The following is a 26,667-nucleotide window of genomic DNA, read 5'->3' as shown; positions in this document are numbered from 1 at the left end:
TAGACCGTTTCCAAACCCGCCACTTCAAGGCATTGAAAGGTCCACGCATGGCTGACGATCTCTTTCCCCTCGGTGCAGACGCCACTCCCTATCGCAAGATTTCTGGCGATTACGTCTCCGTCGATACGTTCAAGGGCCAGGATATCCTGACCGTCGATCCCGAGGGCATCCGGCTGCTTGCCGAGACCGCTTTCGCCGACATCAACCATCTTCTGCGACCCGGCCACCTCAAGCAGCTCGCCTCCATTCTCGAAGACCCGGAGGCGACCGACAACGACCGTTTCGTCGCCTACGACCTGTTGAAGAACGCCAATATTGCCGCTGGTGGCGTGCTGCCAATGTGCCAGGACACCGGCACGGCGATCATCATGGGCAAGAAGGGCCGGCGCGTCTGGACCGAAGGCGGCGACAGCGCAGCCTTGGCCAAGGGCGTGCTTGACGCCTACGAGAAGAAGAACCTGCGCTATTCGCAGCTCGCGCCGATCAAGATGTTCGAAGAAAAGAACACCAAGAACAACCTTCCGGCCCAGATCGACATTTATGAGGAAGGCACCGACGCCTACGAATTCCTCTTCGTCGCCAAGGGCGGCGGCTCGGCCAACAAGACCTTCCTCTATCAGGGCACGCCGTCATTGCTCACCCACGACCGCATGCTGGATTTTCTGAAAGAGAAGATCCTGACGCTCGGCACGGCGGCCTGTCCCCCCTATCATCTCGCCATCGTCATCGGTGGCACGTCGGCCGAGATGACTCTCAAAACGGTCAAGCTCGCCTCGACGCGGTATCTGGACTGTCTTCCCACGGAGGGCTCCGAAAGCGGGCATGCCTTCCGGGATATCGAAATGGAAAAGGAAATCCACAAGCTGACGCAGAGCCTCGGCGTCGGCGCGCAGTTCGGTGGCAAATATTTCTGCCATGACGTCCGCGTCATCCGCCTGCCCCGCCACGGCGCCTCGCTGCCGATCGGCCTCGGCGTCTCCTGCTCGGCCGACCGCCAGGCCAAGGGCAAGATCACCCGTGACGGCATCTTCATCGAGCAACTCGAAACCGATCCGTCGAAATACATGCCCGAAATCGACGAGGCGAAGCTGTCCGAATCGATGGTCCGCATCGACCTCAACCGGCCGATGGCCGATATCCTGGCGGAACTCTCACGCCATCCGGTCAAAACCCGGCTGTCGCTGACCGGCACCATCATCGTTGCCCGCGACCTGGCGCATGCGAAAATCCGCGAGCGTCTCGAAAAGGGCGAAGGCATGCCCGAATATCTGAAGAATCACCCGGTTTATTACGCAGGCCCGGCCAAGACCCCGGCGGGCTATGCTTCCGGTTCCTTCGGCCCGACGACGGCAGGCCGCATGGACAGCTACGTCGACCAGTTCCAGTCCTTCGGCGGCTCGATGGTCATGCTCGCCAAGGGCAACCGCTCGCGCGCCGTGCGCGAGGCCTGCAAGACGCACAAGGGCTTCTATCTGGGTTCGATCGGCGGTCCGGCCGCGCGCCTTGCTCAGGACTGCATCAAAAAGGTCGAGGTGCTGGAATATCCGGAACTCGGTATGGAAGCGGTGTGGAAAATCGAGGTGGAAGACTTCCCCGCCTTCATCGTCATCGACGACAAGGGCAACGATTTCTTCCAGGAACTCAACCTGGGCTGACCACTTTTACCGGAATAGAGAGAAGGAAGGCGCCACTCGGCGCCTTCTTGCTAAGTATATCTATATATGAAAGCATTTAGTTCTGGATCTTAGATTGCAGATAAAATTTGATATTAATTGCCTTATTTCTTTTCAAAGATTCTTAGGCTAAGTAAAGTTAGTGCTTTCATGAATTGATATTATGGAGTTCGTCGATGAATACGGTGATTGCGCCCAAGGCGCAAATTCCCGACGTGGCAGGACAGATTACCTATGCCATGCGGTCCATGGGTGTCGCGCCCATCCCGCGCAACTACGAGTTGTTCTACGAAGCCTATATCGGCTCCAATCCTGTCCTGACTCGCGAACTTGCCGCCCTCGGCAGCAATGCCACGCAGGAAGAGCTGGACGCGATCGCCGCGCGACATTTCGCCCGCCATTCCGGTCGTATTTTCGATGAGGCGCATGCCCGCATCATCACCGAATTGGATGGCGTGTTGGGCGCGCTTCAGCAGGAGCAGACCTCTCTGGAAAGCTACAACCGGCTTCTCGGCGAAACCTGCCAGCGCATCATGTCCAAAAACAACAATAGCGCAGACCTGTTGCGCGGTGCCATCGATATCCTGACCGAAGCGACCGGCGACACCATGGCGCATGGTGAGCGGACCGTCGAGAACGTCAACCAGCGCAGCCAGGAGATGGACCAGGTCCGCAAGGAGCTGGACGAATACAAGCGCATCGCTAACACCGATGCGCTGACACGGCTTTCCAATCGCCGCGCCTTCGACGACCGCCTGGCTGCCGTCTTCGACAGCCAGATGGCCCGGCCCGTGACGGCGCTGGTGCTGGCCGATATCGACCATTTCAAGAAGATCAACGACAACTTCGGTCATCCGGTCGGCGACAAGATCCTGGCAACTGTCGCCTCCGTCATCCGCGCCAACGTCCGCCGCGAGACCTTCGTTGCGCGCACCGGCGGCGAGGAGTTTGCGCTGATCCTCGAAGGCTATACGCCCGAGGAAGCAATCGCGACCTGCGAACGCATCCGTCGCGCACTGGAGGCAACGCCATTCAAGAATTCGCGCACCAGGGTGAATTACGGTCCGATCACCATCTCGCTCGGAGTCTGCATGGCGTCCGATGCCGCAGACCCCAGTGAACTCTACGGCAAGGCGGATATTGCGCTCTATTCCGCCAAGAATGCCGGTCGCAACTGCAGCTATGCCTATCAGGGCGGCATGCAGAAGGACTTCGCCAAAAGTTGGCTTATCTACAAGACATAAAATCGAGGCCAACGGCCGCCGGCATCATTCTTTTGGAGGCTACGGCGGCTTTTTCTACCACATGCTCTTGGCGGCGCGCGCCGGCCATTCGCGGTCATAGGTTTCCTGATCGAAATCGCCCTTCGCCGCCTTCAGCAACATGCCGGGCGTCGGCAGGTTCGCAGGGTCGACGAACCTCTCCGCATTCCAGAGCTCCGCGCGCATCACTGCCCGCGCGCACTGGAAATAGACCTCGTCGATGGTGATCACCACGACGCTGCGCGGATGCTTGCCATCCATATCGAAGCTGGCCAGCAGGCTTTCCTCGATGGAAACGACCGCGCGGCCATTGAGCCGCATCGTCGTGTTCGAGCCCGGGATCAGGAACATCAGCGCGATACGGGGATCGCGGACGATATTGGCGAGCGAATCGACGCGATTGTTGCCGCGCCAGTCGGGAAGCAGCAGCGTCTTGTCATCCTCCACCCGCACGATGCCGCCGAGATCGCCGCGCGGCGAGCAATCCAGCCCTTCCGGGCCGACAGTGGCCAGCGCCATGAAGGGTGAAGCCTCGATCATCAAGCGGTAAAGCGGCGTCAGCGCATTCGTCACCTTGGCGGTCGCGGCCTCGCCGGCGCCGCCATAGAGTTCATTCAATTCTTCAACGGAAGTGACGATCTTCATGTTGCCTCGCATCTTTTCGAACCGCATCCAGTGGGTTAAGCGCAAGGCATGACGTGGCTATGACACGCGCCGCGCTCGAGTCCGGGAAAACGATATCACCGTTTCACCGTCGGTTTCGAGCGCATTTTCGTTTCCGTTTGCGGTTTGCGCCTCCGCCAGGAATTCGCCGATCGCCTCCAGCACCGGAGCGGCGCTGACGATGCGGCGGTGGCCAAAGCCATTCGCCCAGAGCATGCGGATATCGCCGCCTAGTCTCTCATAGACGCGGGCATGGTCGGCACTCACCTCCTTGTCGTCCTCGGCATGAACAACCAGCATCGGCCTGCCGAGATCACGAACGCCACTCCCGGCATCATAGTCCTTCAATGGTCTGCCGGTGACCCGGCCAACCTCCGCCTCAAGCGCCATCTGGGTCTTCGGATTGAGTTCCATCAGCCGGCCAAAATCGGTGAACAACCAACCCATCGCGCTCGGCGCCCCGATCAGCACCAGCCGCTCCGGCACAACCGGATCGATATCAGGCAGGAAGCCCGCCGCTGCGAGCGCGATGGAAGCTCCGCCGAAGGAATGGCCGATGGTCGCATCAAAGGCACCGAATCGTTCCACTGCCGCGGCAATGGCGGAAACGGCGAGGCGCAGATTGAGGAACCGCCCCGGCGAACGACCATGGCCCGGCAGATCGAGCGCGATCACCTCGGCACCCGTATCGGCGAGGTAAGCAGCCAGCTCCGACATGTATTCGCTGCTGGAACCCCAGCCATGGACAACAAGATAGCGAGGGCGCCGACCCTTGGCCCCGCCATTGAAGCGGTAGGCCATCGCCCGACCGCCACGAAACGACAACATGATCTCTTCGGCCGAACTCAGGCGCGCCCTGCCCTCCGCATGAGCGGCCCTGGCCTTTGCGCCCTGGGGCTGGCGCGACGGCGTCAGGCAAAAGAGCTTGAAGGCAGCCTGCCCGGCAAGTTTCGGCGAAATGCGACTAAGGCTGGACAGTCCCAGCCGGGTGACCTTAAGCGCAAAGGATGGCATAGTGGGAATCCAAAAAAATGTTCAACTATGAACAATAAAGTACAACGATGAACAAAAATCAACCCCTACCTTGGGACCATCCCCGTTTTCGCAGCTGGATCGCCGTTGGCCGCGCCTGTCAGCTGATGCAACAGTCGCTCGGCCGGGCACTCGCCCATCTCGACATCAAGACGCCGCATCTCGACATCCTCATCAATCTCTTCCGTTTCGAGGGCATTTCACAGCAGGAACTGGCCCGCAAGCTGCTGGTCGGACGCTCCAACATGAGCATGCTCCTGCCGCAGATGGAAAAGCGCGGCCTGATCCAGCGGCGCGGCGATAAAATTGACAAACGCGTCTTGCGACTTTACCTGACCGAGGAGGGCCGGCGCGTGACCGAGGAAGCCATGGCGATCCAGACAGGTCTCATCGACCGCATGCTTTCGGGCGCGCCGATCGAGGAATGCGAGTTGATGACGGCGCATATGGAACGCATCATCGATCTATTGCTGCAGGACGAAAGCGAACCGCTGGAAGCCGTCGGCGATCAGTGATTGCCGGGCGGCCGGGCGAGCGGTACGGCGCGCGACAACGAAGCATACTCCCAGATCGCCACGACAATCAGCACGGCCGTCGCAAGAACACCGAGCTGATAGACCACGACCATCGGCAGCGTCAAAAGCAGCAGCGCCAATCCGGCAAGGCCGGCCAGATGCGATAGCGGCGGCCGACCGGTCGTTGCTCCCTTGAACCAGAGATTGCCGATGAGGAACACCGCCGGGCCACCGAGAATGGCGGCTGCGGTGTGCAGATCGGCCTGATCGCGGGCATGCGAGAACAGGAACTCGTCGCCAACGACACTCAGGATGATGCCGGCAAGAATGAGAATATGAGCATAGGTGAAGGCCTGCCGCGCCAAGCCGCCGGGCGTGTCGTGGTGCTCGATGCGATGGGCGGCGCGCTCATGGCCGAACTGGAAATAGATCCACCACATGACGACCGTGCCCACGAAGGCAATGATGAAGACGGCGATCATCAGCAGGGAAAGCGGCTCCTCCGCAAAGGTCTTGCCCGCCAGCAGTACCGCCTCACCCAGGCAGATGATGATGAACAGCGCGCAGCGCTCCGCAAGATGCGCGCCGGAGACATCCCAATCCTCGATGGTCGATTTGCCGAGACCGGGCACGCGGAAGCCCAAAGCGGGAGACGCATATTCGATCACGAGCGCCACGAGCCATAGTACCACCTGCGCCTCGCCTCCGAGGATCGCCCCGGCAATCCAGAAGATGCCCGACAGAATCAGCCAGCTCGAGATGCGCAGGAAATTGCGATAATTGCCGGGATTGACGCCCCTCAGGACATAGGCGGCAAACAGCGAACGGCCCACCTGCATGAAGACATAGGCGACGGCGAAAAAGATCGCCTTTTCGCTGAAGGCCTCCGGGATCGACGCCGAGAGCACTAGGCCGGCGAACATCAACACCAGCAGCATGATGCGTACTGGCATGCGCTCGGGATCGAGCCAGTTCGTCACCCAGGCCGTGAACACCCATACCCACCAGACCGCGAAGACCAGCATGATGGCCTCAAGAGCGCCAAGCGGCGTGAAATGGCCGGCCAAGGCATGGGATAGCTGGGAAATCGAGAAGACGAAGACGAGATCGAAAAACAGTTCGATGAAAGAGACTTTGCTTTCGCTCTTGCCGCCCTTGGCGCGCAGCCAGCTTTCCCTACCCCGACCGACCATGCCTGCCCCCGTTTTTTTTAAAAAAGCCTATGTTAGCGAGGCTTGCCGGCCGCATCGCGGCTCAAGCCTTTTTCCTTTAATTCAGCCTCATAGGCCGCGAAAAGCTCCGGACCCTTCTCGCCGAGTTCTCGTAGATAGGTCCAGGTGAAAATGCCGGTATCGTGCATGTCGTCGAAGCCGATGCGTACGGCGTAGTTTCCCGTCGGCGTCATCGACATGATCCCGACATTGCGCTTGCCCGGCACCGTGATCTTCTGCCCCGGCCCATGCCCCTGCACCTCGGCCGATGGCGACAGCACGCGTAGCATTTCCGCCGACAGATCGAAGCTTGCGCCGTCGTTGAAGCTCACCACCAGATGATGACGGTCCTTCGATACTCTCAATTCGGTTGGCCAGACGTCGCCCATCGATTTTCCCATGCGTTTCAATGCCTGCTCGGAGAAGTAGGCCGACGCTTGTTCACACGCAAGTGCATTCGAAATGCATTTCCCTTGACGCAACAATCGCCTATGCACACATTAGCATGGTAACGGAGGTTTTCGTGAACAGCATTGTCGGTACGATAGGCAACGGATCGCCCCTGGTGGCGGATGCGTCCCCGATGGTTGACCCCTTCGGCCGGGCGGTCACCTATCTGCGCGTTTCGGTGACCGACCGCTGCGACTTCCGCTGCACCTATTGCATGTCGGAAAATATGACCTTTCTGCCAAAGAAGGACCTGCTGACGCTGGAAGAGCTGAACCGGCTCTGTTCCGCCTTCATCGCCAAGGGCGTGCGCAAGATAAGGCTGACAGGCGGCGAGCCGCTGGTGCGCAAGAACATCATGTTTCTGGTACGCGAACTCGGCAAGCGCGTTCATACCGGCGATCTCGAAGAATTGACGCTGACCACCAACGGGTCGCAGCTCGCCCGCCATGCCGATGAACTTTACGATTGCGGCGTGCGCCGCATCAATGTCTCGCTCGACACGCTCGACCCCGACAAGTTTCGCGCCATTACCCGCTGGGGCGATTTCGCCAAGGTGATGGAAGGCATCGACGCTGCGCAGAAGGCCGGTTTGAAAATCAAGCTCAATGCCGTGGCGCTCAAGGACTTCAACGAAGCCGAGATCCCCGAGATGCTGCGCTTCGCCCATGGTCGAGGCATGGATCTGACTGTCATCGAGACGATGCCGATGGGCGAGATCGAGGAAGACCGCACCGACCGGTATCTGCCGCTCTCGAAGTTGCGCGCCGACCTCGAGCAACAATTCACATTCGCCGATATCCCTTACAAGACCGGCGGCCCGGCCCGCTATGTCGATGTCAGGGAAACCGGCGGCCGGCTCGGCTTCATCACGCCGATGACCCATAATTTCTGTGAGAGCTGCAACCGCGTGCGCCTCACCTGCACCGGCACGCTCTATATGTGCCTCGGCCAGAACGATGCCGCCGACCTGCGAACCGCTTTGCGGGCCACCGAAGACGACAGTCTCGTCTACGCCGCCATCGACGAAGCCATTACCCGCAAGCCGAAAGGCCACGATTTCATCATCGACCGCACCCACAACAGACCTGCGGTCGCACGCCACATGAGCGTCACCGGTGGCTGATTTCAGCTATCCAGACAAAAAACGCCGGGTCAAAATCCCGGCATTTTCGCTATTTATCTCTGTTTTCTAAACTAAAACCTTAGGCGGCGCGATATCGGTTATTTCCGGTATCATGGCTCTGATACATGTCGTCGCCATCGCCCGTCCGGAAGCGGTCGATCTTCTCGGAGAGTGTGTCGACGCGCTGGCGCAGGCCATGGATCTCGGCATTGTTCTCCTCGACCATCGCCGCATTTCTCTGGGTGATCAGTTCGACCTCGCCAACCGCCCGCGTGACTTCTTCGATGCCGGTCGATTGCTCGGCCGTTGCGGAAGAAATATCGGATACGAGCTTCTGGACGCCGGTAACGTGCCTGATGATCTCCGATAGTGCCGAGCCGGTCTGCTCGACCAGATGCACGCCGCTGCGCACCTGCGCCGAACTTGCGGAAATCAGGCCCTTGATTTCCTTCGCTGCGTTGGCACAACGCTGCGCCAGTTCCCGCACTTCCTGGGCGACGACGGCAAAGCCACGGCCGGCATCACCGGCGCGAGCCGCTTCAACGCCGGCGTTCAGCGCCAGCAGGTTGGTCTGAAAGGCGATCTCGTCGATAACGCCGATGATGGTGGCAATCTTTTCCGACGAGCGATTGATCTCGCTCATGGCGCCGACAGCCTTGGCGACAACTTCGCCGGATTTGCTGGCATAGGCCTGGGTCTCGTTCACGGATACAGCCGTCTGCTTGGCACGCTCGGCGGTGGAGCGCACGACATCGCTAAGGCGATGCAGCGCCCGCGAGCTTTCCTCAAGCGCGGCTGCCTGCTGTTCCGTGCGGCGCGCCAGATCGTCGGCCGACATGGCGAGATTGCCGGTGCCGCCCTTGATCTCCTCGGCGGTGTAGCGGACATCCGTCAGCGTTTCGCGCAAGGCCTCGATCGCATGATTGTAGGTGAAGGCCATTTCGACGAAATCAGCGGAGAGGTCTTCGCGCATGCTTTCCTCGAGATTGCCGTCGGCAAGCTTGGCAAGAACGTCGGCGAGCGCATTCAGCGCCTGCTTCTGCTCGGCCTCAATGCGGGCGCGGTCTGCGGCTCGGCGTTCAGCCTCTTCCGCCGACAGGGCGCGAGCACTCTCCGCTTCCCGCTCCAGCCGTACGTTTTCGACAGCAGCATCGCGGAAGACGGTGACCGAGCGCACCATGTCGCCGATCTCATCACCACGATTGCGGCCATCGATCGCAACTTCCAGGTCGCCGCTTGCAAGCCGCGTCATGATCTCGGTCACCCGCTTCAGCGGTCCGCGCAGCGTCTCTACCAACATCAGGCCACCGACGATCGCCAGCAGCGTGCCGAGGATCATGGCGATAACCGAGACATTGGCCGAACGCTCGCTGTCTTCCTTGCCGATCTCCTGGGCCTGGGCGACGAAGCTTCGCAGCGATGTCATCGCGTCCGCCAATATGCCGTTGGAGTCGACCCGCGTCGTCTTCCAATCAGCCGAAGTCTGCAGCAGATCGGCCGATCCCTTGGTCACGCCGTCGATCAGCGGCTGAGTATGCGAAGCAAAATCACGCATCGTGGCATTCGTCGGGCCGAGCGCCGAAATCTTGGCGGCGACCTCCTGCAGATCCTTCAGATCGGCGATGACGGCATCGCGCGAGGTCGCGTCGCGGACATTCTCCATACGCGACGCATGCAATGTCAAGCGATCGATAATGCCGAGCGCCACGTCGACGCGGTCCAGAAGCTCCTTCTGCCCGTCGATGATCTTGTCGAGGCTGACGAAGCGATCGGCGGCGGTGTCGCTGTTCTTGGCCGATTGCAGGGTCATGTCGCCCTCGATCTTCACGAAGCTCTGCAGGATCGGCCCCATGGCCTCGACCTTCTGGTCCGACGTGCCGCTCCCCTTCAGCAAAGCGTCGAGCTTGTTGGCTGCGTCTGCGGCATTATTGACCAATCCGGCGCCGCGCTTGGACACGAGGGCTTGCGAGATGGTCAACTGCTTCAGAATGGCATCGGCATAGGTACGAGCATCGGTGATTTCCTCATCCGCGTCGGCAGCCATCTGCACCTGAATGCGCAGGTTGCTCATCTTTTCGGACAGGCCTTTGTAGGCGGCCGCATCGTAGAGCAGTTCCTTGGCGAAGGTTTCCTTGTCGCTGAATTCCTTGCGGATGATGTCGATCTGCTTGGCGGCAGCCTTGCCGCCGGCTTCGATGCCCTGCACCGCCTTGCGGATCGAATCGACATCGCTGTCCTGCTTCTGCCTGATCGTCCAAAGAGCAGCAGTCTGGGCGCGCATCTTGTCCGCCAAGGCGCCAACGGTGGAAATCTTGGTGCGCTGGTCGTCACTGAGCAGGCCGCTCAGGCGCTGAACACCGGCCTCCTGCGCATCGATCTTGCCGGTGAGGGCCTGGCGCGTCTCGTCGGACGGCGAGGTGGTGAATTCCTGTAGCGCCGCCTGCAAATTCTCGAAATCGCTGATGTTTTCGATCGTCGCCCGCGTCACGGTCATATGTCCGTTGAGGATATTGGCCGTGTGATAACCAACCATGCCGACACCGGCGATCAGCACCACCAGCGGCACGACGAAAATCAGAACCTTGGTCACGATCCTGCGACTTTGCAGAAGACGATCAATGAAGAACATGCCACGCCCCAATCAAATTGGTTGGTATCCGGCGAAGGCGGGATCATCATTCCTGCTGCGCTGCGGTAGATGCTTCTGCGTCATGCAAAACCGAGTGGGAGCCTCGGGAAATAAGATTGAATAAGAATTAAGCGCACACATAAAAGCTTGTGCAATCTAAGAAAAATCCGAAATTCTGTCTCGTTTTGCGATTTTGTCGGAGCCAAGCATGCGATCAACCGGGAGTTTCGCTGCAACGCACAATCGAATTCCACCACCAGCAGGCTATGAGCGATTCCAATTTAACGAAAAGCACAGTAGGTCAAACCGATATATCTAGGGAATCGTTTCATGCCGCGGACCAAGAATACGCAGGGCGCCCTTTACATGGCCGCATCAATGGCAGGTTTCGCCTGTAGCGATGCGCTGTCCAAATCAGTCATCTCGGTCATGAATGCCGGCGAGATCATTTTTATCCGCGGGCTCTTCACCAGCATCATCGTCTACCTGCTCGCCCGGCACATGGGCGCCTTGCGCTCATGGAAAGTCATTCTGCAGCCGATGATCGCCCTGCGCATCGCCTGCGAGGCGATCGCGGCGGGAACCTACATCACCGCGCTTGGAATGATGCCCATCGCCAATGCGTCCGCCATTCAGCAGGCAGTGCCGCTCGCCGTCACGCTCGGCGCGGCGCTGTTTCTCAAGGAACCAATCGGCTGGCGGCGCTGCGCGGCAATCATCGTCGGTTTCGCCGGCGTACTGATCATCGTCCGCCCCGATCCCCAAGGTTTTACAACGGCCGCCCTGCTCTCCATTGCCTGCATGTTCGCAACCGTCGCACGCGATCTGGCCACGCGTTGCATCGGCAAGGATGTACCGTCGCTGATGGTGACGGTGTGCACCGCAGTTTCGATTTCAATCTTCGGTGCGCTGCTGACAGAACCGCTCGGTGGCTGGCAACCGGTCAGCCTCACCTCGTTCTCGCATATCCTGCTGGCATCGGTCCTAGTGCTGATCGGCTATCAGGCGACCATCCTGGCGATGCGGACAGGCGAAATCTCCTTCGTCGCGCCGTTTCGTTATATCAGCCTGATCTGGTCGGCACTGCTCGGCCTAATCTTCTTCGGCGAGGTGCCGGATGCCTGGACCTTCATCGGCGCCGCCATTGTCATCGCTTCGGGCATCTATACATTCTATCGGGAGAGAAAGCGGCAAGCGGCCCAGCCTATCGCCCAGGAATCAGAGCCGCGTGTGCCCGCCTGAGGTCGCCAGCATGCCCGGCTTCATCGCAGATTCCGCCGAAATCCCGCCCTTCCTGCTTGCCGGCGGTCGTTCCAGCCGCATGGGTATGAACAAGGCATTCGTTTCGCTCGGCGGCGAAAAACTTCTGACGCGCATCGCGACACGGATCGGGCAGCGACAGACAATACCGGTCGCGCTCAACGCCGATGCCGACTGGCCGGATACGGAAGGACTGCCGCTGGTCCCCGACACCATTCCGGGCAAGCTTGGCCCCCTCGCCGGCGTGCTGACCGCCATGCGCTATGCTGCTGGACACCACCCCCGCACCTCCCATCTCGTCACCGTGCCGATCGACAGTCCGTTTTTCCCGATCGATCTGGTGGCTCGGCTCGCAGCCCCCATTGAAAGCCGGGATGACATCGCAATCGCCACATCGCTGGGACGCGATCATCCCGTCTTCGGCCTCTGGCCCGTCTCCGTTGCGGACGATCTCGAATCCTGGCTTCTCGCGGATGAGAAACGGCGCGTCCGCGATTTCCTTGGGCGTCACCTCGTCCGGACTGTGGATTTTCCGACCATCGAAACGGCGATCGGCCCGCTCGACCCCTTCTTCAACATCAATAGGCCTGACGACCTGATCGACGCGGAAAAATGGCTCACGGCACTGGAGAAGACCCCATGACAACCCCGCGCCCAAAAATCTTCGGCATCGCTGGCTGGAAGAACTCCGGCAAGACCGGTCTCGCCGTGCGCCTGGTCACCGAATTCACCCGCCGCGGCTACAAGATCTCGACCATCAAACATGCCCATCATGACTTCGATATCGACAAGGTCGGCGCCGACAGTTTTCGCCATCGCGAGGCCGGGGCGCATGAAGTCACCATCGTTTCCGGCACGCGCTACGCCATCATGCACGAATTGCGTGGCGAGGCGGAACCAAGCTTCGAAGAAATCCTCGCCCGGATCGCGCCTTGCGATCTCGTCCTGATCGAAGGCTACAAGCGCGAGCCGATCCCGAAGATCGAGGCGCGCCGGCTGGAGGCCGCGAAGAACGAACCTCTGGCGCCACAGGACCTGCATATCGTCGCCATCGCCGCCGATCATCCAGTCGAGAATGCCGGCGCGCTGACCGTTTTCAATCTCGACGACACTCAGGCGATCGCCGATTTCATCGCCGCAACGGTCGGCCTCGGCCAACCCTCCAAATGACAAAGGCCGCCGGTTTCCCGACGGCCTTTGTATCATGAGACAAGAAGATTTTACCGGTTGGAAGCGACCGGACGCACCAGCGCCGTGATACGGCGGATGGTGACGCGGCGGTTTTCCTGCTCCGGCCCCTGCGTGTTCACCTTCAGATATTGCTCGCCATATCCTTGGGTCACCAGGTTTTCCGGCGGAACACCGTAGACATCGCTCAGCACTTTCGCGACCGATTCTGCCCGTTGGTCGGAAAGGATCAAGTTGCTTTCGGGAGAGCCGACGGCATCCGTATGACCTTCGATCAGGAAGGTCTCGGTCGGGTCCTTCTTGACGATCTGACCGATGGCGTCGGCGACGCCGCGCAATGTGCTCGCCTGCGACATCGGAATTTCCGCGCTGCCGGTTGCGAAAGTGATCGTATCGAGATCGATACGGCGCACCTTGTCGCGGATACGCGCGGAATAACGCACTTCATTGACCGAATAGATGCGCTCGACAGGCTCGACCGGCGGCTCACGCAGGAAGTCGTAATAGTCCGAATCGCGCTCGGTTCCGGTGTCGATGATGTACTGGCTCAGCGGGATGAGCAGACGCATCGGCGGCAGGCTATCGCCCGGATCCCGGAAATAGTCGTCATGATCCGGCTGCTGTTCGAGCTCCGGCGAGTAGAACAGCACATATTCGCGGCCGTCCGCATCGACACGCGACCGCTGGATGATGTCGCCATAACGGTTGCGCACGGTGATGATACGATCGCCGTCCGGCTGGTCGATGGTCTCGCGATAGCGGTCCCGCGGAAGCTGCTCGTAGGTCGGACGCTCACCGCCGCGGACAAAGCGTTCGGTATCGTCATGGCGAACGACATAGTTGTTGTCGACATTCACGATGGTACGGTTGTCCTGATTGATGATGGTCTGGACCGTCGTTCCGCCTGGCGCCGCAAAATTCGGCCGGGCATCCATACGGCGGCCCTGCTCGCTGGTCACGGCTTCCATCTTCACAGGTGGCTGTTGCTGACCGCCCGCCGCGCGCTGTGCCTCGGCATCGGAGGTCGGCGGCTTCGTGTAGGCGGCCGGCGGCGGTGTCTGGGCATTTTGGCCCTGTCCGGCCTGACCGGCTTGGCCTTGGCCTGCAGGAGCCTGGCCTGGCTGGCCCTGCTGCCCTGCTTGCGCACCACCCTGACCGCCGGGGTTCTGGCCACCCTGACGATGTCCGCGACGGGCGGCATCCTTGTCGCTATCCAACACGGCAGCGCCGTTCTGGACCGGCAGGATGACAGGACCTTTGCTTTCGGCGGGATTTTCCGCAATCTTCTTGCGACGCTCCAATTCTTGCGGCGACACCGGTGCGCTGGCGGGAACTGTCGTTTCGGCCCCCGGCTGGGCTGCGCCGTTAGGCTGCGCGGTTCCGTTGGCGGGCGCCGGCGTGACTGTACCCTGCGCAGGAGCGCCGGCTGCATTGTTCGGCTGCGGTTGCTTGCCGGTCTGCGGAGCCGCCTGATTTGGCTGTTGGCCCTGCTGTCCTTGCGGCTCACCCTTCGGTGCCGGCTGCTGGGCAGTGCCTGCGGGCGGCTGCTCACCCGGCTGACCCTGCTGTGGCTTGCCGTGCGTCTTGTCACCGCCGGGCTTCTGTCCCTGCTGATTGCCGGGAGCTCCCTCCGTTGCCGGCTGAGCCTGGCCGTCCGGCTGGGTCTTATGACCCTGGGGTTGCTGCGCGGCAGGGGCCGGTTGCTGAGCGGGTGCCGTCTGTTGTTCGGCTGGTTGCTGCGCCGGTGCCTTCTGTTGCGGCGCTGTCTCGGCAGGCTGGGCCTGAGGCTTCTGATGCGGTTTCTGCGCGGGCTGAGTTTCAGTCTCCGGCTTAGCCTGCTGGCCCTGAGGCTGCTGCGCGGCCGGAGCCGGCTGCTTGGCGGGTGTCTGTTGCTGTGCCGGCTCGGCTGGCTGGGCCTGCGGCTTCTGGTGCTGCTTTTGCTCGGGCTGGCCTTGCTGCTGTGTCTCAGGTGCGGCCTTTGGCTGCGGCTTTACTTCCGGTTGAGCCGTTGGCTGCTGCTCAGCAGGTTGCTTATGCGGCTTCGGCGCCGGCTCTTGCGCCTGCGGCTCTACGGCCTTTGGCTGCGGCTTGGCTTCAGGCTGAGCCTGCGGCTTCTGTGCCGGCGGCTTCTCCGCGGGCTGCTCCTGTTGCTGTTTGGGAGCGGCCTGCGGCTCGGCGGCCTTCGGCTGCGGCGCCTCCTGCTGATGCTTCTGCGGTTGCGGTGCCGCTTCGGGCGCAGCTTCCTTTGCCTTATGCTGTGGCTCGGCTCCGCCCTGCTGCGCGGGCGCGGCTTCATGCTTCTGCCCCTGCGGCGCGCCCTGTTCGGCTTCGCCCGGCTTCTTGTGCTTGCGCAGCTCTTCCTCGGACTGGCCGCCCTGAGGCTGCTCCTGGGCTACTTCAAAACTTGCACCGCCGTTGGCAGCGATCGATCCGAGGGCATCATTGTTGAGTGGCGCTACGTCCTGTGCCCGCAACGCCGCGGCAGCCGCCGGCTCAAATGCGAGCGACAACGAAAGCAGCGGGAATGCAGCGCTGGCAAATAATCTGGATCGCTTTCCCATAGATGGGGTCTCCTCTTATCTTCATTATCCGCCGGGTTGCGGATTCAAGCCCGCAGAGGCGATGTCTCATGATCCCGGCCGTTTTTCGTTCCTCGTAAGGTTGAATCGCGGCAGGGGGGCGTATTGTTCCGACACTATTAGGAGGCCTGAATTAACCCTAGCTGAATGCGCCGGACGGCTTTCATTCAGTTTGTGACGCCATGCAAAGCACTTAGACGACAGTGTGCGGTGCGGAAGTCCTTCATAATTCCAGTTGCAATTTGCGAAAAAAAAGTACGATTATCCTCCCAAGGCAGGCCTCTGGCCCGCTCCATTCTGGCCGGCCGCCAATGAAGAAAAAGAGCTGCCGGTCGCCAACTGAGAGGATCAAAATGCGCATTTCCACTCGTCTTTTCGCTGCAGCATCACTTGCAGCGATGTCGCTTTTCGCAGGCGCCGCGCTCGCAGCCAGCGATTCGATCGTCATCGGCACGGACGCCACCTATCCTCCGTTCGAATCGCTCGATGCCTCGGGCAAGATCGTCGGCTTCGACATCGATATAGCCAATGCGCTTTGCGATCAGATGAAGATCAAGTGCACTTTCGTGAATCAGGATTTCGACGGCATCATCCCGGCCCTCCAGGCCAAGAAGTTCGACGCCATCGTCTCGTCCATGTCGATCACGCCGGAGCGTGAAAAGACCATCGATTTCACCAACAAGTACTACAACACGCCACCCGCCATCGCCGTGCCGAAGGATTCCAAGATTACCGACACGACCGATGAGGCCCTGAAGGGCAAGAGCATCGGCGCGCAGTCCTCGACCACGCACGCCAACTATGCCACGGCGCACCTGAAGGATGCCGAACTCAAGCTCTATCCGTCGCCGGACGAATATAAGCTCGACCTCTCGAACGGCCGCATCGACGCCGTCATCGACGACGTCGTGGTTCTCTCGGAGTGGGTCAAGTCCGACGCCGGTAGCTGCTGCAAGTTGCTCGGCACGCTGAAGATCGATCCGGAAATCAACGGTATCGGCGCCGGTATCGGTCTTCGCAAGGGTGACACCGCGCTCAAGGATAAGTTCAACGCGGCCATTACCGCGATCCGCGCTGACGGCACCTACAAGAAGATCCAGGACAAGTATTTCGACTTCGACGTCTACGGCAACTGATCGCCTGTCGATTTCTTGGGAAAAGACAACGGCGGAAGCTTGCCCTTCCGCCGTTTTTGTTTGACAACGGTTATATAAGAGTAACACGGCAAAAAGCCGTGAGGGGAAATATGGTATGGGCGGATTGTTTTCCGCGCTCGGCTCTTTATGGGCTTGGCTGAGTAATATTTTCGATCCGCTGTGCGGCCCGGTCGGACTTTTCACCTTGTTCGGCCAGAACACCGTCATCGCCTGCGGCGATACCGGTTGGGGCGACGAAATCGCCGGTGGTCTCAGGGTGACTATAACGGTCGCCGTGCTGACATTGCCGCTCGGCCTGATCGTCGGCTTCCTGGTCGCGCTGGCGCAGCAATCCGAAGAAAGATCGCTGCGGCTCGCCGCCGGCGTGTTCACCACCATCTTCCGCGGCCTGCCGGAGCTTCTGACCCTCTTCATCATCTATTACGGCATGCAGATCCTGCTGCAAACGGCCCTAGCGCATATCGGCTACGATGGACCGGTCGAGATCAACGCCTTCGTTGCCGGCATGATCGCACTTTCGATCGTCTTTTCAGCCTATTGCTCGGAAGTGCTGCTCTCGGCCTTCAGGGCTATCCCCAAGGGGCAGTATGAGGCGGGTGACGCCCTCGGCTTTCACCGCGTCCGCACGATGCGTCTCATCATCCTGCCGCAGCTGATCCGCATTTCGCTCCCCAATCTCGGGAACCTCTGGATGAACCTGCTGAAGGACACGTCCTACGTTTCCATCATCGGACTCGCCGATATCATCCGCCAGACAGGCCTGGCCGTGCGCTCGACGAAGGAGCCATTCTTCTTCTACGCCGTTGCCTGCTCCCTCTATCTGGTACTCGCCATCATCTCCTCAGCTGGTTTGTCCTACCTCGATCGCTGGGCCAAGCGTGCGGAGTTTCGCCGATGAGCTATGCTGAAGCTTTGATCCCGGCGCAGCCGGCACCGCCGGAGACGATGAAGCGCATCTCCAAATCCCGCATTGTCGGCTATTTATTCCTGTTCATCTGGGCGCTGCTCGGCATCGCCTTGATCACGATGATGATCACCAACTGGGATAATGCAAAGTTCTTCAAGTTCGGCCCGCGTTTCCTGCATGGTCTCTGGATAACGGTGACGCTGGTAGGCTATTCCTTCATTCTCGGCGCGATACTCTCAATTCCGCTCGCCCTAGCCAGAATGTCGAAGAACAAGATTCTGGGCAGCCTGACCTATGGCTATGTCTATCTCTTCCGTGGCACGCCGCTGTTGGCGCAGATTTTCATCGTCTATTACGGCTTTCCGCAGGCCCGTGGCTCTCTCGATTATATCGGCCTCTGGTGGTTCTTCCGCGATCCCTTCAATTGCGGTCTGTTTGCCATTACGCTGAACACGGCAGCCTATCAGGCGGAAATCGTGCGCGGTGCCATCCAGAGCGTCCATCGCGGCCAGAGCGAGGCCGCCGCATCGCTCGGCCTGCACAAGCTTGTGACTTTCTACAAGGTCATCATGCCGCAAGCCTTGATCGTGGCGCTGCGTCCCTACGGCAACGAGATCATCCTGCTGATCAAGAGCTCGGCAACCGTCTCGATCATCACCGTCTATGATCTGATGGGAGAGACGCGCTACGCCTTCTCACAGACCTACGACTACCAGGCCTATCTGTGGGCGGCGATTTTCTATCTTTCGATCGTCGAAGTCATGCGCAATGGCTGGGCTCGCATGGAAGGCTATCTGACACGGCATCTGAAGCGCTGATCCAATTGCGGTGGCATCCTCCGGTGCCACCCGCCCTTTTGGCAGCACTCATCTCGACAGGCTGCTATCATATTGATTTCTGTGAATAAATTTTCTTTCATGACACTTTTATAAAGCATAGGTTTACCTTGAAGTGCTTCCATTTATCCGTGACCATCTGTCACGAAAGGTAGTGGAAACAGAAAGAGAGACCTCATGCACGACGAAATGCAAAAGCAGTTGCAAGGCTACGGGTTGACCACGGCGCAGATCCTCTATCGCCTGCCCGATCATCCTCAATTTCTACAGACCTATATCTGGCAGGACTATGATCTCGCCCCGAACTTTCCCGAGATGCACGGCTTCCTGAAGTTCTGGCAGGAAAAGCTGGACGGACCGCTGCATTCGGTGCGCTATGTCCACCGCAAGCTGATCTCGGCGACGGAATGGCGCGCGCTGAAGGGAGAGTTCATCCTGCACTAACGCTGGCTGCCAAACCATTTGCAAAAGCCCCAAACTATTTGCAAAAGCCAAGGAAGCGCCTTAAGGCCTGCCTGACAAACGGAAAGGCTGGTGTCCCATGGCTAAGAAGAAGATCGACGAAGACGCGCTGGCGGAAGCCTATAACCGCGCGCTCGCGCTGGAAAAGGCCGGCGACATCGATGCCGCCGTCAAGGCCTATCAGCAAGTGCTGACGATCGATCCCGACGACCATGGCGGCGCGGCTGTACGCATTGCCTCGATGGGCCGCGGCGAAACGCCGGTGAAGGCGCCCGACGCCTATGTCGAAACCTTGTTCGACCAGCATGCCGAAGTCTTCGAGGACGTACTTGTCGAGCAGCTCGGCTATCACGTTCCGGTTCTCGTACGCCAGCGGTTGCAGGCGCTCGGTCTCGGCCCATTCAAACGCATGCTCGATCTCGGCTGCGGCACGGGGCTGACCGGCGGCACGCTACGCGATATCGTCGAGGACATCACCGGCATCGACATTTCCGAAAACATGGTCGAAGTCGCCCACGAAAAAGACCTCTACGAGACGCTGTTCGTCGCCGAAGTCGAGGATTTCCTCGACGACAATGACGAAGAGCCTTTCGACCTGATCACCGCCACCGACGTTCTGCCCTATCTCGGTGCGCTGGAGCCGCTGTTCTTCGGCGCCGCCGACAACATGACGCCGGGTGGTCTCTTCATTTTCTCCTCCGAGACCTTGCCGGACAGCGCGCTCGCTGGTCGCCCTTATATGGTCGGCCCGCATCAGCGCTTCGCCCATGCCGAAAGCTACGTGCAGGAACGTCTCAAGGCGACCGGCTTCGAACTGGTCGAGATCACCGACATCAATGTCCGCATGGAAGACGGCCAGCCGACGCCGGGCCATCTGATCATCGCGCGCCTCATCGCGGAATAAGATGCTCCTCCCAGGACCTCCGGAATAGTTACCCGATTGGATAACTATTCCTTGCCCCATCGCGGTCGTTCTGTTACTTAGCCATTCGGTTAAGTTTCAGTACGAAGCCTTGATGTAGGAAAGGTCTCCGCATGTCCCTTATTCTCTATCAGCACCCCCTCGCCTCCTTCTGTCACAAAGTCCTGATGGCGCTCTATGAAAACGGTACACCGTTCGAGAGCCGCATTATCGATCTCGGCAACGTGGATTCGCGCGCCTCCTTGCTCCGGTTGTGGCCAATCGGGAAATTCCCAGTCCTGCGCGACGAGGCACTCGACAGCACCGTTCCAGAAACCAGCATCATCATCGAATATCTCGACCGGCATTATCCCGGCTCAACGCCCTTGCTGCCACCCGATCCGACGGATGCACTATGCGTCCGCCTCTGGGATCGCTTTTTCGATCTTTACGTCCAGGCACCGATGCAGGCGATCGTCGCCGACAAGAATCGGCCCGAAGGCGCACACGATCCTCAAAGCGTCGAGCAGGCGCAAACACTATTGCGCACCGCCTATGGCATGATCGAGCAGCAGCTGGGCGAAAAAACCTGGATGGCCGGAGACGCACTGACAATGGCCGATTGCGCCGCAGCCCCGGCGCTGTTCTACGCCGAAACGCTGGTGCCCTTCGGCGAACAGCATCTCCGGATCAAACAATATTACCAGCGCCTGCTCAAGCGTCCGTCCTTCGCCCGCGTGCTCAAGGAGGCGATGCCCTATTTCCATTTCTATCCCTATCATGAAAAGCTGCCCCCGCAGTTCCGGCCGGAACACCCGCATGCTTGAGGAACCCCTGGCACTCGACCGGATGTTCCAGGCCCTGTCGGATCAGAGCCGACGCGGCATGATCGACCGTCTCGGCAACGGTCCCGCCTCGGTGACGGAACTGGCACAGCCATTCGCCATGGCGCTGCCGACCGTGATGAAACACCTGCAGGTACTAGAGAGCAGCGGTCTGGTGCTGTCGGAAAAATCTGGCCGCGTGCGGACCTACCATCTGCGTAAGGAGGCGCTTGCATCGGTCGAGCACTGGATCGCAGAGCGCAAGGCAGGATGGAACAGAAGCTTCGACCGGCTGGATCAGTTTCTGGCCGATACTTCCACGGAGACGATAACAGAATGACTGGGAGATCGACGGAACACACGACGCTCACCATAGAGCGGCATTTCAAGGCGCCTTTGCCGCGCGTCTTCGGCGCCTGGGCAGTGGCCGAGAACAAACGCCAATGGTTTTCCTGCCATGGGGAATGGACGCCGCTGGAATATCAACTCGATTTCCGCCCCGGCGGCAGCGAGAGCAACCGCATTGCGTCGACGGACGGCGTGGTGCACGCCTATCAGGCCCGCTATATCGACATCGTGCCCAACGAGCGCATCATCTACGCTTTCGACATGATGCTCGATGACAAGCGCATCTCCGTGTCGCTCGCCACCGTCGCCTTCGCGCCGGAACCATCCGGTACGCGAATGCTCTTCACCGAACAGGTGGTATTTCTCGACGGCTATGGCGACAACGGTTCCCGGCTGATGGGCACGGAAATGGGCTTCGACAATCTGCGTCTCTATGTCGAAGGCGACGAAACCCGGCCAAATTAGCCTGCCTTGGCATCGCCGAGGATAGCAGCCAGCAACTGTCCCTCGAGTTCGGCAAGCGCCGGATTGCCATGGCGGCGGGGGTGCGGATGGGGAACGGCGAGATCAAGCACGATCCGCCCCTCATCAAGCACCACGACGCGATCGGCCAGATGCACGGCCTCGCTGACATCATGCGTCACGAGCACGGCGGTAAAGCCGAGTTCGCGCCAGACGCGGTTCAGCAATTCCTGCATGCTGATGCGGGTGAGCGCATCCAACGCGCCAAGCGGCTCGTCCAGCGCCAGTACGCCGGGTTTGCTGACCAGCGCGCGGGCAAGCGCCACGCGCTGCCTCTGACCGCCGGAAAGCCGCGACGGCCATTCTCCGGCCTTCTCTGCCAGCTGCACTTCCGAAAGCACGGCCGCAGTTTCGGACCGTACCACCTGCTGCGGCAGCCCCTCGCCGAGACCAACGGCGACATTGTCGGCAACGGAGAGCCAAGGCAGCAATCGCGGCTCCTGAAAGACGATGCGGGCATTCGGTGCCGCGTCATTCGCGTCATCGGTCTCGAAACGCAGATGGCCCGAAGTCGGCTCATCCAGCCCCATCAGGATGCGCAGCAGCGTGCTCTTGCCGCAGCCGCTCTTGCCGATGACCGCGACGAACTGGCCGGCGGGAATATCGAGATCGATGCCGCGCAGCACGCGATTATTGTCGAAGCTCTTTTCCAGGCCCTTGATGTGGATGGCGGCAGCACCCGTCTGCAACCGAGCGCTCCCGGAGGAGTCCTGATAAGCGCGTTCCAATGCGATGGCGGTCATGGGTGATTCCTTAATTCTGATAGGCCGGGTTCCAACGCAGCGCCCTGCGCTCCAGCGCCCGGGCGACAACATCGGCAAGCTTGCCGAGCACGGCATAGATCACCAGCGTCAGCACCACGACATCGGTCATGCCGAATTCGCGGGCATTGTTGGCCATGTAGCCGATGCCCGAGGACGCGGCGATCGATTCCGCCACGATCAGCGTCAGCCACATGATGCCGAGCGCGAAACGCAAGCCGACGAGGATCGACGGCAAGGCGCCCGGGAAAATCACCTTCTTGAACAGCGTCCAGTTGCTCATGCCATAGACCCTGCCCATCTCGATGAGGCCACGATCGACATTGCGAACGCCATGATAGGTGTTGAGATAGATCGGGAAGAGCACGCCAAGGGCCGTCAGGAACAGCTTCGATTCCTCGCCGATCCCGAACCATAGGATGACCAGCGGCACCATGGCCAGATGCGGAATGGTGCGCAGCATCTGCAACGTCGTATCCGTCAGCTTTTCCGACAGGCGCGACACGCCGTTGGCGATGCCGAGCAGGAAGCCGATCGAGCCGCCGACCAGCAGGCCGGCAAAGGCGCGGCCGGCGCTGACGAGGATATTATGCGGCAACTGCCCGGAAATCGTCGTCTGCCAGAAGGCAAGCACGACAGCGGCCGGCGACGGCATGATGCGCGTGGAGATCCAGCCAACCGACGAGCCAAGCTGCCAGGCCGCTATGACGACGGCCGGCAGCAGGAAAGGCAAAAACCGCTCCAGGGAGATGACCGGCCGTACCTGCTTTGCCGGGCGAGCCCGGCTTTGCGCAGCCACGCGGACGAAGGATGTGTCGAATGCCGACATGAGAATCTCCCCGTATTGTTCGCGTTAAGAGCCGGAAACAACTTTCAGATTGCCGCCATGGCTGCCGCCGGCGAATATCTGCTTTGCACCGAATTCGTTGCGAAAGCCGGCGCGCTGCTGTTCGCGGGTCAGCCCGAGTTCGGGGAACAGCAGTTCCGCGACGCGATAGGCCTCTTCCAGATGCGGATAACCGGACCCGATCACCGTTTCGATGCCGATATCCTGATACTCGCGCAGCCTTGCGGCAACAGTCTGCGGCGAACCGACCAGCGCCGTGCCGGCACCGGCGCGTACGAGGCCAACGCCAGCCCAGAGATTTGGCGAGACTTCGAGCTTGTCGCGGCGGCCGCCGTGAAGGGCTGCCATGCGCTTCTGGCCAACGGAGTCGGACTGGTTGACGAACTGCTCCTGTGCTTCGCGGATCGTCTCGTCATCGAGCTTGGAGATCAGCCGGTCGGCGGCGGCCCATGCCTCTTCGTCCGTCTCGCGAACAATGAAATGCAGGCGGATGCCGAAGCTGACTTCGCGGCCCTTCTTGGCGGCGGCGGCACGGACCTTCTCGACCTTCTCGGCCACCTGTGCCGGAGGCTCGCCCCACGTCAGATACTTGTCGACACGGCCAACCGAGAAATCGATACCGGCGTCGGAGGAACCGCCGAAGTAAAGCGGCGGGCGCGGCGATTGCACCGGCGGCAGGCCGAGCCTTGCGTTGGTGGCCGTAATATACTTGCCCTTAAATGTCGAAGAGCCCTTCTCCATAAGCTCTTCCCAGACCGTGAAGAACTCGTCGGCATGGGCATAGCGCTCGTCATGCTCGAGATGAATGCCGTCACCCGCCAGTTCGGCCGGGCTACCGCCGACAACGATATTGAGCAGCACGCGACCATTGGAAACGCGATCGAGCGTCGAGGCGAGACGGGCGTAATAGGCCGGCGACGCCGTGCCGGGGCGGATGGCCACCAGGAACTTCAGCTTCTGTGTGTGCGCCGACAGAGCGGCGGCCGTGATGAAGGATTCCTCGCAGGAGACGCCCGTCGGCAGCAGCACGCCGGAAAAGCCGAGCCTGTCGACCGCCTGGGCGATCTGCGTGAGATAGCCGATTTCCGGCCCACGGTTGAGATCGGTCGAGCCCAGATAGGTGCCGTCGCCGGAGGTCGGAATGAACCACAGGAAGTCGATGGGCTTGGCGGAATTGGTCATGGTGTTTTCCTGTCTTCTAGGCGCGGGTCATCGGGAGCATGTCCCTTGGGGCTTCCGAGGGATAGTGGCATAGACTACCGATTATATCGACAATGCAGATTTTCTATTGTTGGCCATCTCGCGGAATATTTTTCCGCGAGATGGCCTTCACCCGTCATGTTTCGAGCGGGGCTAATCGATCATGGGAAGTGAGTGTTCGTCGCTCAGCTTGCTTTCGGCCGCCAGACGATATCGGTCACGGTCAGTTTCTTCGGAACGATCCCGAGGTCGTAGAACGAGTCCGCCAATCCCTGCTGATAGGCGATGGCTGCATCGGTGATGGTCGAGATGGCGCCAAGATTGAAATCAGGGCGCGTCAGCGTCACCCTGGTAACATTGGCCGGCACGCCGGTGATCTCCGAGAGCGCCGCGACCGTATCGTCCAGATTGGTCTGCGCCGCGGTACCGACCTTGGCGAGCTCACCGAGCACATCCACGATAACCTGTGCATTATCCTTGGTGAAATCGGCATTCCCCAGGAAATAGCTGTAGGAATCGAGCAGCCCGCGTGCCGTCGCCAGAATGCGGGTATCCGGATCGGCCTCGGCGATGGCGAGATAGGGATCCCAGATCGACCAGGCATCGATCGCGCCGGTCTTGAAAGCAGCGGAAGCATCCGGCGGCGCGAGATCGAGCGGCTGGACGTCGTTCACTGTCAGACCACCCTTGGCAAGCGCCTTTACGGCGACGTTATGGGCGCTTGAGCCTCGCTTGAAGGCCAGTTTCTTGCCCTTGAGATCCGCTAGCGTCTGGATCGGCGAATCCTTGCGCACCAGAATGGCTGAACCTTCCGGGCTTCCCGAATACTGGCCCACATAAAGCAGATTGCCGTTGGCGGCCTGCGCGAAAAGCGGAGGCACATCGCCAGTTGCGCCGAAATCGAGCGCACCGGCGCCCAGCGCTTCCAACAGCGGCGGGCCGGAGGTGAACTCGGACCATTCGACAGAAATGCCGCGACCGGCAAGCAGCTTTTCCAGCGAGCCCTTGCGCTTGGCCAGCGCCAGTACACCGTTCTTCTGCCAGCCTATACGAAGGGTGGTTGCAGCGGCCGCGCGCGCCGGCCGTATGGAAGGCAGCGTGAGGGCGGCGGCCGTGGCGCCGAGAAGGCTGAGTGTCTGTCTGCGCGAGATCATGAAAAGTCCTTTCCCCACCGGATCGGGACACGTCCCGTTGCCACCGGCATTGCTATTGATGCCCTAAGAATTGCAAATCCATGGATTATATCGACATCTGATATTGTGAATTTCGGCGAATGTATCGAAATTCGATTTCGAGAAATGAGGAATATGCGGAATTATCTTCCAAGACGAATGAGACCGAGACAAGTTCGCCGACAAATCGGTCTTCCGTCCCCCTCGCCTTTCCGCTAAGCCTTTTGTCAAAATTCGTAAGGGAGTTTCGCGAATGGCAAAGGTCGCTTTCATCGGCATGGGCGTCATGGGCTATCCCATGGCAGGGCATCTGAAGGTCAAGGGTGGCCACGACGTCACCGTCTACAACCGCACCGTCGCCAAGGCAGAAGCCTGGGCCAAGCAGTATGACGGCAAGTTTGCCTCCACCCCCGCCGCGGCTGCCGAAGGCGCCGATTTCGTCTTTACCTGCGTCGGCAATGACGACGACCTGCGCTCGGTAACGATCGGCAAGGACGGCGTGCTCTCAGGCATGAAGGCCGGTGCGATCCTGATCGACAACACGACCGCAAGCGCCGAAGTCGCACGCGAGCTCCACGCAGCGGCCAAGGAAAAAGGCGTTGAATTCATCGATGCCCCCGTCTCTGGCGGCCAGGCCGGCGCGGAGAATGGCGTGCTGACCGTCATGTGCGGTGGTGACGAGGCCATATTCGAAAAGGCAAGGCCCGTTATCGACGCCTATGCCCGCATGGTCGGCCTGATGGGCGCGGTCGGCGCGGGCCAGCTCACCAAGATGATCAACCAGATCTGCATCGCCGGCATCGTCCAGGGGCTTGCGGAAGGCATCCATTTCGGCAAGCAGGCCGGCCTCGACATTGAAAAGGTCGTGGACGTCATCTCCAAGGGCGCGGCCGGCTCCTGGCAGATGGAAAACCGCCACAAGACTATGAACGCCGGCAAATACGACTTCGGCTTCGCCGTCGACTGGATGCGTAAGGATCTCGGCATCGTGCTGGCGGAAGCCCGCCGCAATGAGGCCAAGCTTCCGCTAACCGCACTCGTCGATCAATTCTACGGCGACGTCCAGGCCATGGGCGGCAATCGCTGGGATACTTCGTCGCTGCTGGCGCGGCTGGACAGGAAGTAATTTAGTCCGCCGTTCTTTG

General features: G+C 60.3%; 26 protein-coding genes. 16 read left to right on the top strand and 10 right to left on the bottom strand.

The features are described from left to right. Nucleotides 1–47 precede the first annotated feature (47 nt). Together AB6803_RS05565 and AB6803_RS05560 are read left to right on the top strand one after the other, a co-directional pair. Nucleotides 48–1,655, top strand: a complete 1,608-nt coding sequence (locus AB6803_RS05565) for a fumarate hydratase (RefSeq protein WP_371107952.1) — start codon at nt 48–50, stop codon at nt 1,653–1,655. Nucleotides 1,656–1,849: 194 nt separating this feature from the next. Then, nucleotides 1,850–2,917 carry a GGDEF domain-containing protein gene (locus AB6803_RS05560; protein WP_371107951.1) on the top strand — a complete coding sequence of 356 codons (1,068 nt, stop codon included), beginning with the start codon at nt 1,850–1,852 and terminating at the stop codon, nt 2,915–2,917. A gap of 54 nt (nt 2,918–2,971) precedes the next feature. On the opposite strand, the gene AB6803_RS05555 is transcribed toward AB6803_RS05560, so the two are convergent. Both AB6803_RS05555 and AB6803_RS05550 read right to left on the bottom strand, forming a co-directional pair. Then, entirely contained in the window at nt 2,972–3,580 is a 609-nt protein-coding gene (locus tag AB6803_RS05555) for a pyridoxamine 5'-phosphate oxidase family protein (protein WP_371107950.1), read from the bottom strand. Nucleotides 3,581–3,637: 57 nt separating this feature from the next. Continuing rightward, nucleotides 3,638–4,612: an alpha/beta hydrolase gene (locus AB6803_RS05550; RefSeq protein WP_371107949.1), complete on the bottom strand. Its 975-nt coding sequence runs from the start codon at nt 4,610–4,612 to the stop codon at nt 3,638–3,640. 47 nt (nt 4,613–4,659) lie between these two features. On the opposite strand from AB6803_RS05550, the gene AB6803_RS05545 reads away from it, so the two are divergent. Beyond that, on the top strand, nt 4,660–5,145 hold the full coding sequence (locus AB6803_RS05545; protein ID WP_371107948.1) for a MarR family winged helix-turn-helix transcriptional regulator: 486 nt from the start codon (nt 4,660–4,662) through the stop codon (nt 5,143–5,145). Here the strand turns inward: AB6803_RS05545 and AB6803_RS05540 are convergent. Both AB6803_RS05540 and AB6803_RS05535 read right to left on the bottom strand, forming a co-directional pair. Continuing rightward, nucleotides 5,139–6,338, bottom strand: a complete 1,200-nt coding sequence (locus AB6803_RS05540; protein ID WP_371107947.1) for a low temperature requirement protein A — start codon at nt 6,336–6,338, stop codon at nt 5,139–5,141. The two genes, AB6803_RS05545 and AB6803_RS05540, sit on opposite strands and share 7 nt — an antisense overlap. Nucleotides 6,339–6,370: 32 nt before the next feature. Then, entirely contained in the window at nt 6,371–6,745 is a 375-nt protein-coding gene (locus AB6803_RS05535; protein WP_371107946.1) for a gamma-butyrobetaine hydroxylase-like domain-containing protein, read from the bottom strand. A 134-nt stretch (nt 6,746–6,879) separates the two neighbouring features. Between AB6803_RS05535 and moaA the strand changes: the two genes are divergently transcribed. Further along, nucleotides 6,880–7,929, top strand: a complete 1,050-nt coding sequence (gene moaA / locus AB6803_RS05530; protein WP_371107945.1) for a GTP 3',8-cyclase MoaA — start codon at nt 6,880–6,882, stop codon at nt 7,927–7,929. Between the two features lie 79 nt (nt 7,930–8,008). Here the strand turns inward: moaA and AB6803_RS05525 are convergent, their stop codons facing one another. After that, nucleotides 8,009–10,558 (bottom strand): methyl-accepting chemotaxis protein, encoded by a 2,550-nt coding sequence (locus tag AB6803_RS05525; protein WP_371107944.1) that lies wholly within the window; start codon nt 10,556–10,558, stop codon nt 8,009–8,011. Between the two features lie 330 nt (nt 10,559–10,888). Between AB6803_RS05525 and AB6803_RS05520 the strand changes: the two genes are divergently transcribed. The 3 genes from AB6803_RS05520 to mobB are packed head-to-tail and all read left to right on the top strand — an operon-like array spanning nt 10,889 to nt 12,988. Continuing rightward, nucleotides 10,889–11,800: a DMT family transporter gene (locus AB6803_RS05520; protein ID WP_371107943.1), complete on the top strand. Its 912-nt coding sequence runs from the start codon at nt 10,889–10,891 to the stop codon at nt 11,798–11,800. A 10-nt stretch (nt 11,801–11,810) separates the two neighbouring features. Further along, nucleotides 11,811–12,461: a molybdenum cofactor guanylyltransferase MobA gene (gene mobA / locus AB6803_RS05515; protein ID WP_371107942.1), complete on the top strand. Its 651-nt coding sequence runs from the start codon at nt 11,811–11,813 to the stop codon at nt 12,459–12,461. Further along, nucleotides 12,458–12,988, top strand: a complete 531-nt coding sequence (gene mobB / locus AB6803_RS05510) for a molybdopterin-guanine dinucleotide biosynthesis protein B (RefSeq protein WP_371107941.1) — start codon at nt 12,458–12,460, stop codon at nt 12,986–12,988. Before mobA ends, mobB begins: the two co-directional genes overlap by 4 nt. 50 nt (nt 12,989–13,038) lie before the next feature. Here the strand turns inward: mobB and AB6803_RS05505 are convergent, their stop codons facing one another. Next, nucleotides 13,039–15,567: an OmpA family protein gene (locus tag AB6803_RS05505; RefSeq protein WP_371107940.1), complete on the bottom strand. Its 2,529-nt coding sequence runs from the start codon at nt 15,565–15,567 to the stop codon at nt 13,039–13,041. A gap of 371 nt (nt 15,568–15,938) precedes the next feature. Here AB6803_RS05505 and AB6803_RS05500 point away from each other — a divergent pair, with 371 nt between their 5' ends. The 8 genes from AB6803_RS05500 to AB6803_RS05465 all read left to right on the top strand — a co-directional run bounded on the left by AB6803_RS05500 (nt 15,939) and on the right by AB6803_RS05465 (nt 21,485). Then, complete coding sequence (locus AB6803_RS05500) at nt 15,939–16,721, top strand: ABC transporter substrate-binding protein (RefSeq protein ID WP_371107939.1); 783 nt, start codon at nt 15,939–15,941, stop codon at nt 16,719–16,721. 115 nt (nt 16,722–16,836) lie between these two features. Beyond that, the gene (locus AB6803_RS05495; protein ID WP_371107938.1) at nt 16,837–17,640 is read left to right on the top strand and encodes an ABC transporter permease; all 804 of its coding nucleotides are present in this window, start codon (nt 16,837–16,839) and stop codon (nt 17,638–17,640) included. Continuing rightward, on the top strand, nt 17,637–18,467 hold the full coding sequence (locus tag AB6803_RS05490) for an ABC transporter permease (RefSeq protein WP_371107937.1): 831 nt from the start codon (nt 17,637–17,639) through the stop codon (nt 18,465–18,467). The genes AB6803_RS05495 and AB6803_RS05490 overlap by 4 nt, the downstream gene beginning before the upstream one ends. A 195-nt stretch (nt 18,468–18,662) precedes the next feature. Beyond that, nucleotides 18,663–18,929, top strand: a complete 267-nt coding sequence (locus AB6803_RS05485; protein WP_183693923.1) for an usg protein — start codon at nt 18,663–18,665, stop codon at nt 18,927–18,929. 97 nt (nt 18,930–19,026) lie between these two features. Then, complete coding sequence (locus AB6803_RS05480) at nt 19,027–19,851, top strand: methyltransferase domain-containing protein (protein WP_371107936.1); 825 nt, start codon at nt 19,027–19,029, stop codon at nt 19,849–19,851. 131 nt (nt 19,852–19,982) lie between these two features. Further along, complete coding sequence (locus tag AB6803_RS05475; protein WP_371107935.1) at nt 19,983–20,675, top strand: glutathione S-transferase family protein; 693 nt, start codon at nt 19,983–19,985, stop codon at nt 20,673–20,675. Continuing rightward, nucleotides 20,668–21,012, top strand: coding sequence for an ArsR/SmtB family transcription factor (locus tag AB6803_RS05470; RefSeq protein ID WP_371107934.1), 345 nt, complete (start codon nt 20,668–20,670; stop codon nt 21,010–21,012). The genes AB6803_RS05475 and AB6803_RS05470 overlap by 8 nt, the downstream gene beginning before the upstream one ends. Continuing rightward, on the top strand, nt 21,009–21,485 hold the full coding sequence (locus AB6803_RS05465) for an SRPBCC family protein (RefSeq protein WP_371107933.1): 477 nt from the start codon (nt 21,009–21,011) through the stop codon (nt 21,483–21,485). The genes AB6803_RS05470 and AB6803_RS05465 overlap by 4 nt, the downstream gene beginning before the upstream one ends. Here AB6803_RS05465 and AB6803_RS05460 read toward each other — a convergent pair. The 4 genes from AB6803_RS05460 to AB6803_RS05445 form a co-directional block, all read right to left on the bottom strand. Further along, on the bottom strand, nt 21,482–22,285 hold the full coding sequence (locus AB6803_RS05460; RefSeq protein ID WP_371107932.1) for an ABC transporter ATP-binding protein: 804 nt from the start codon (nt 22,283–22,285) through the stop codon (nt 21,482–21,484). The genes AB6803_RS05465 and AB6803_RS05460 overlap by 4 nt on opposite strands. Nucleotides 22,286–22,295: 10 nt before the next feature. Continuing rightward, nucleotides 22,296–23,132, bottom strand: a complete 837-nt coding sequence (ssuC, locus tag AB6803_RS05455; RefSeq protein WP_371107931.1) for an aliphatic sulfonate ABC transporter permease SsuC — start codon at nt 23,130–23,132, stop codon at nt 22,296–22,298. Nucleotides 23,133–23,156: 24 nt separating this feature from the next. Next, nucleotides 23,157–24,332, bottom strand: a complete 1,176-nt coding sequence (ssuD, locus tag AB6803_RS05450) for an FMNH2-dependent alkanesulfonate monooxygenase (protein ID WP_371107930.1) — start codon at nt 24,330–24,332, stop codon at nt 23,157–23,159. 203 nt (nt 24,333–24,535) lie between these two features. Beyond that, entirely contained in the window at nt 24,536–25,504 is a 969-nt protein-coding gene (locus AB6803_RS05445; RefSeq protein ID WP_371107929.1) for an aliphatic sulfonate ABC transporter substrate-binding protein, read from the bottom strand. 271 nt (nt 25,505–25,775) lie between these two features. Here AB6803_RS05445 and AB6803_RS05440 point away from each other — a divergent pair, with 271 nt between their 5' ends. Next, nucleotides 25,776–26,648: an NAD(P)-dependent oxidoreductase gene (locus tag AB6803_RS05440; protein WP_371107928.1), complete on the top strand. Its 873-nt coding sequence runs from the start codon at nt 25,776–25,778 to the stop codon at nt 26,646–26,648. The last annotated feature ends 19 nt before the right edge of the window (nt 26,649–26,667 follow it).

It is taken from the genome of Rhizobium sp. RCC_161_2, from assembly GCF_041355235.1.
Classification (GTDB): Bacteria; Pseudomonadota; Alphaproteobacteria; order Rhizobiales; family Rhizobiaceae; genus Rhizobium.
This window is presented reverse-complemented; position numbering and strand designations above follow the sequence as displayed.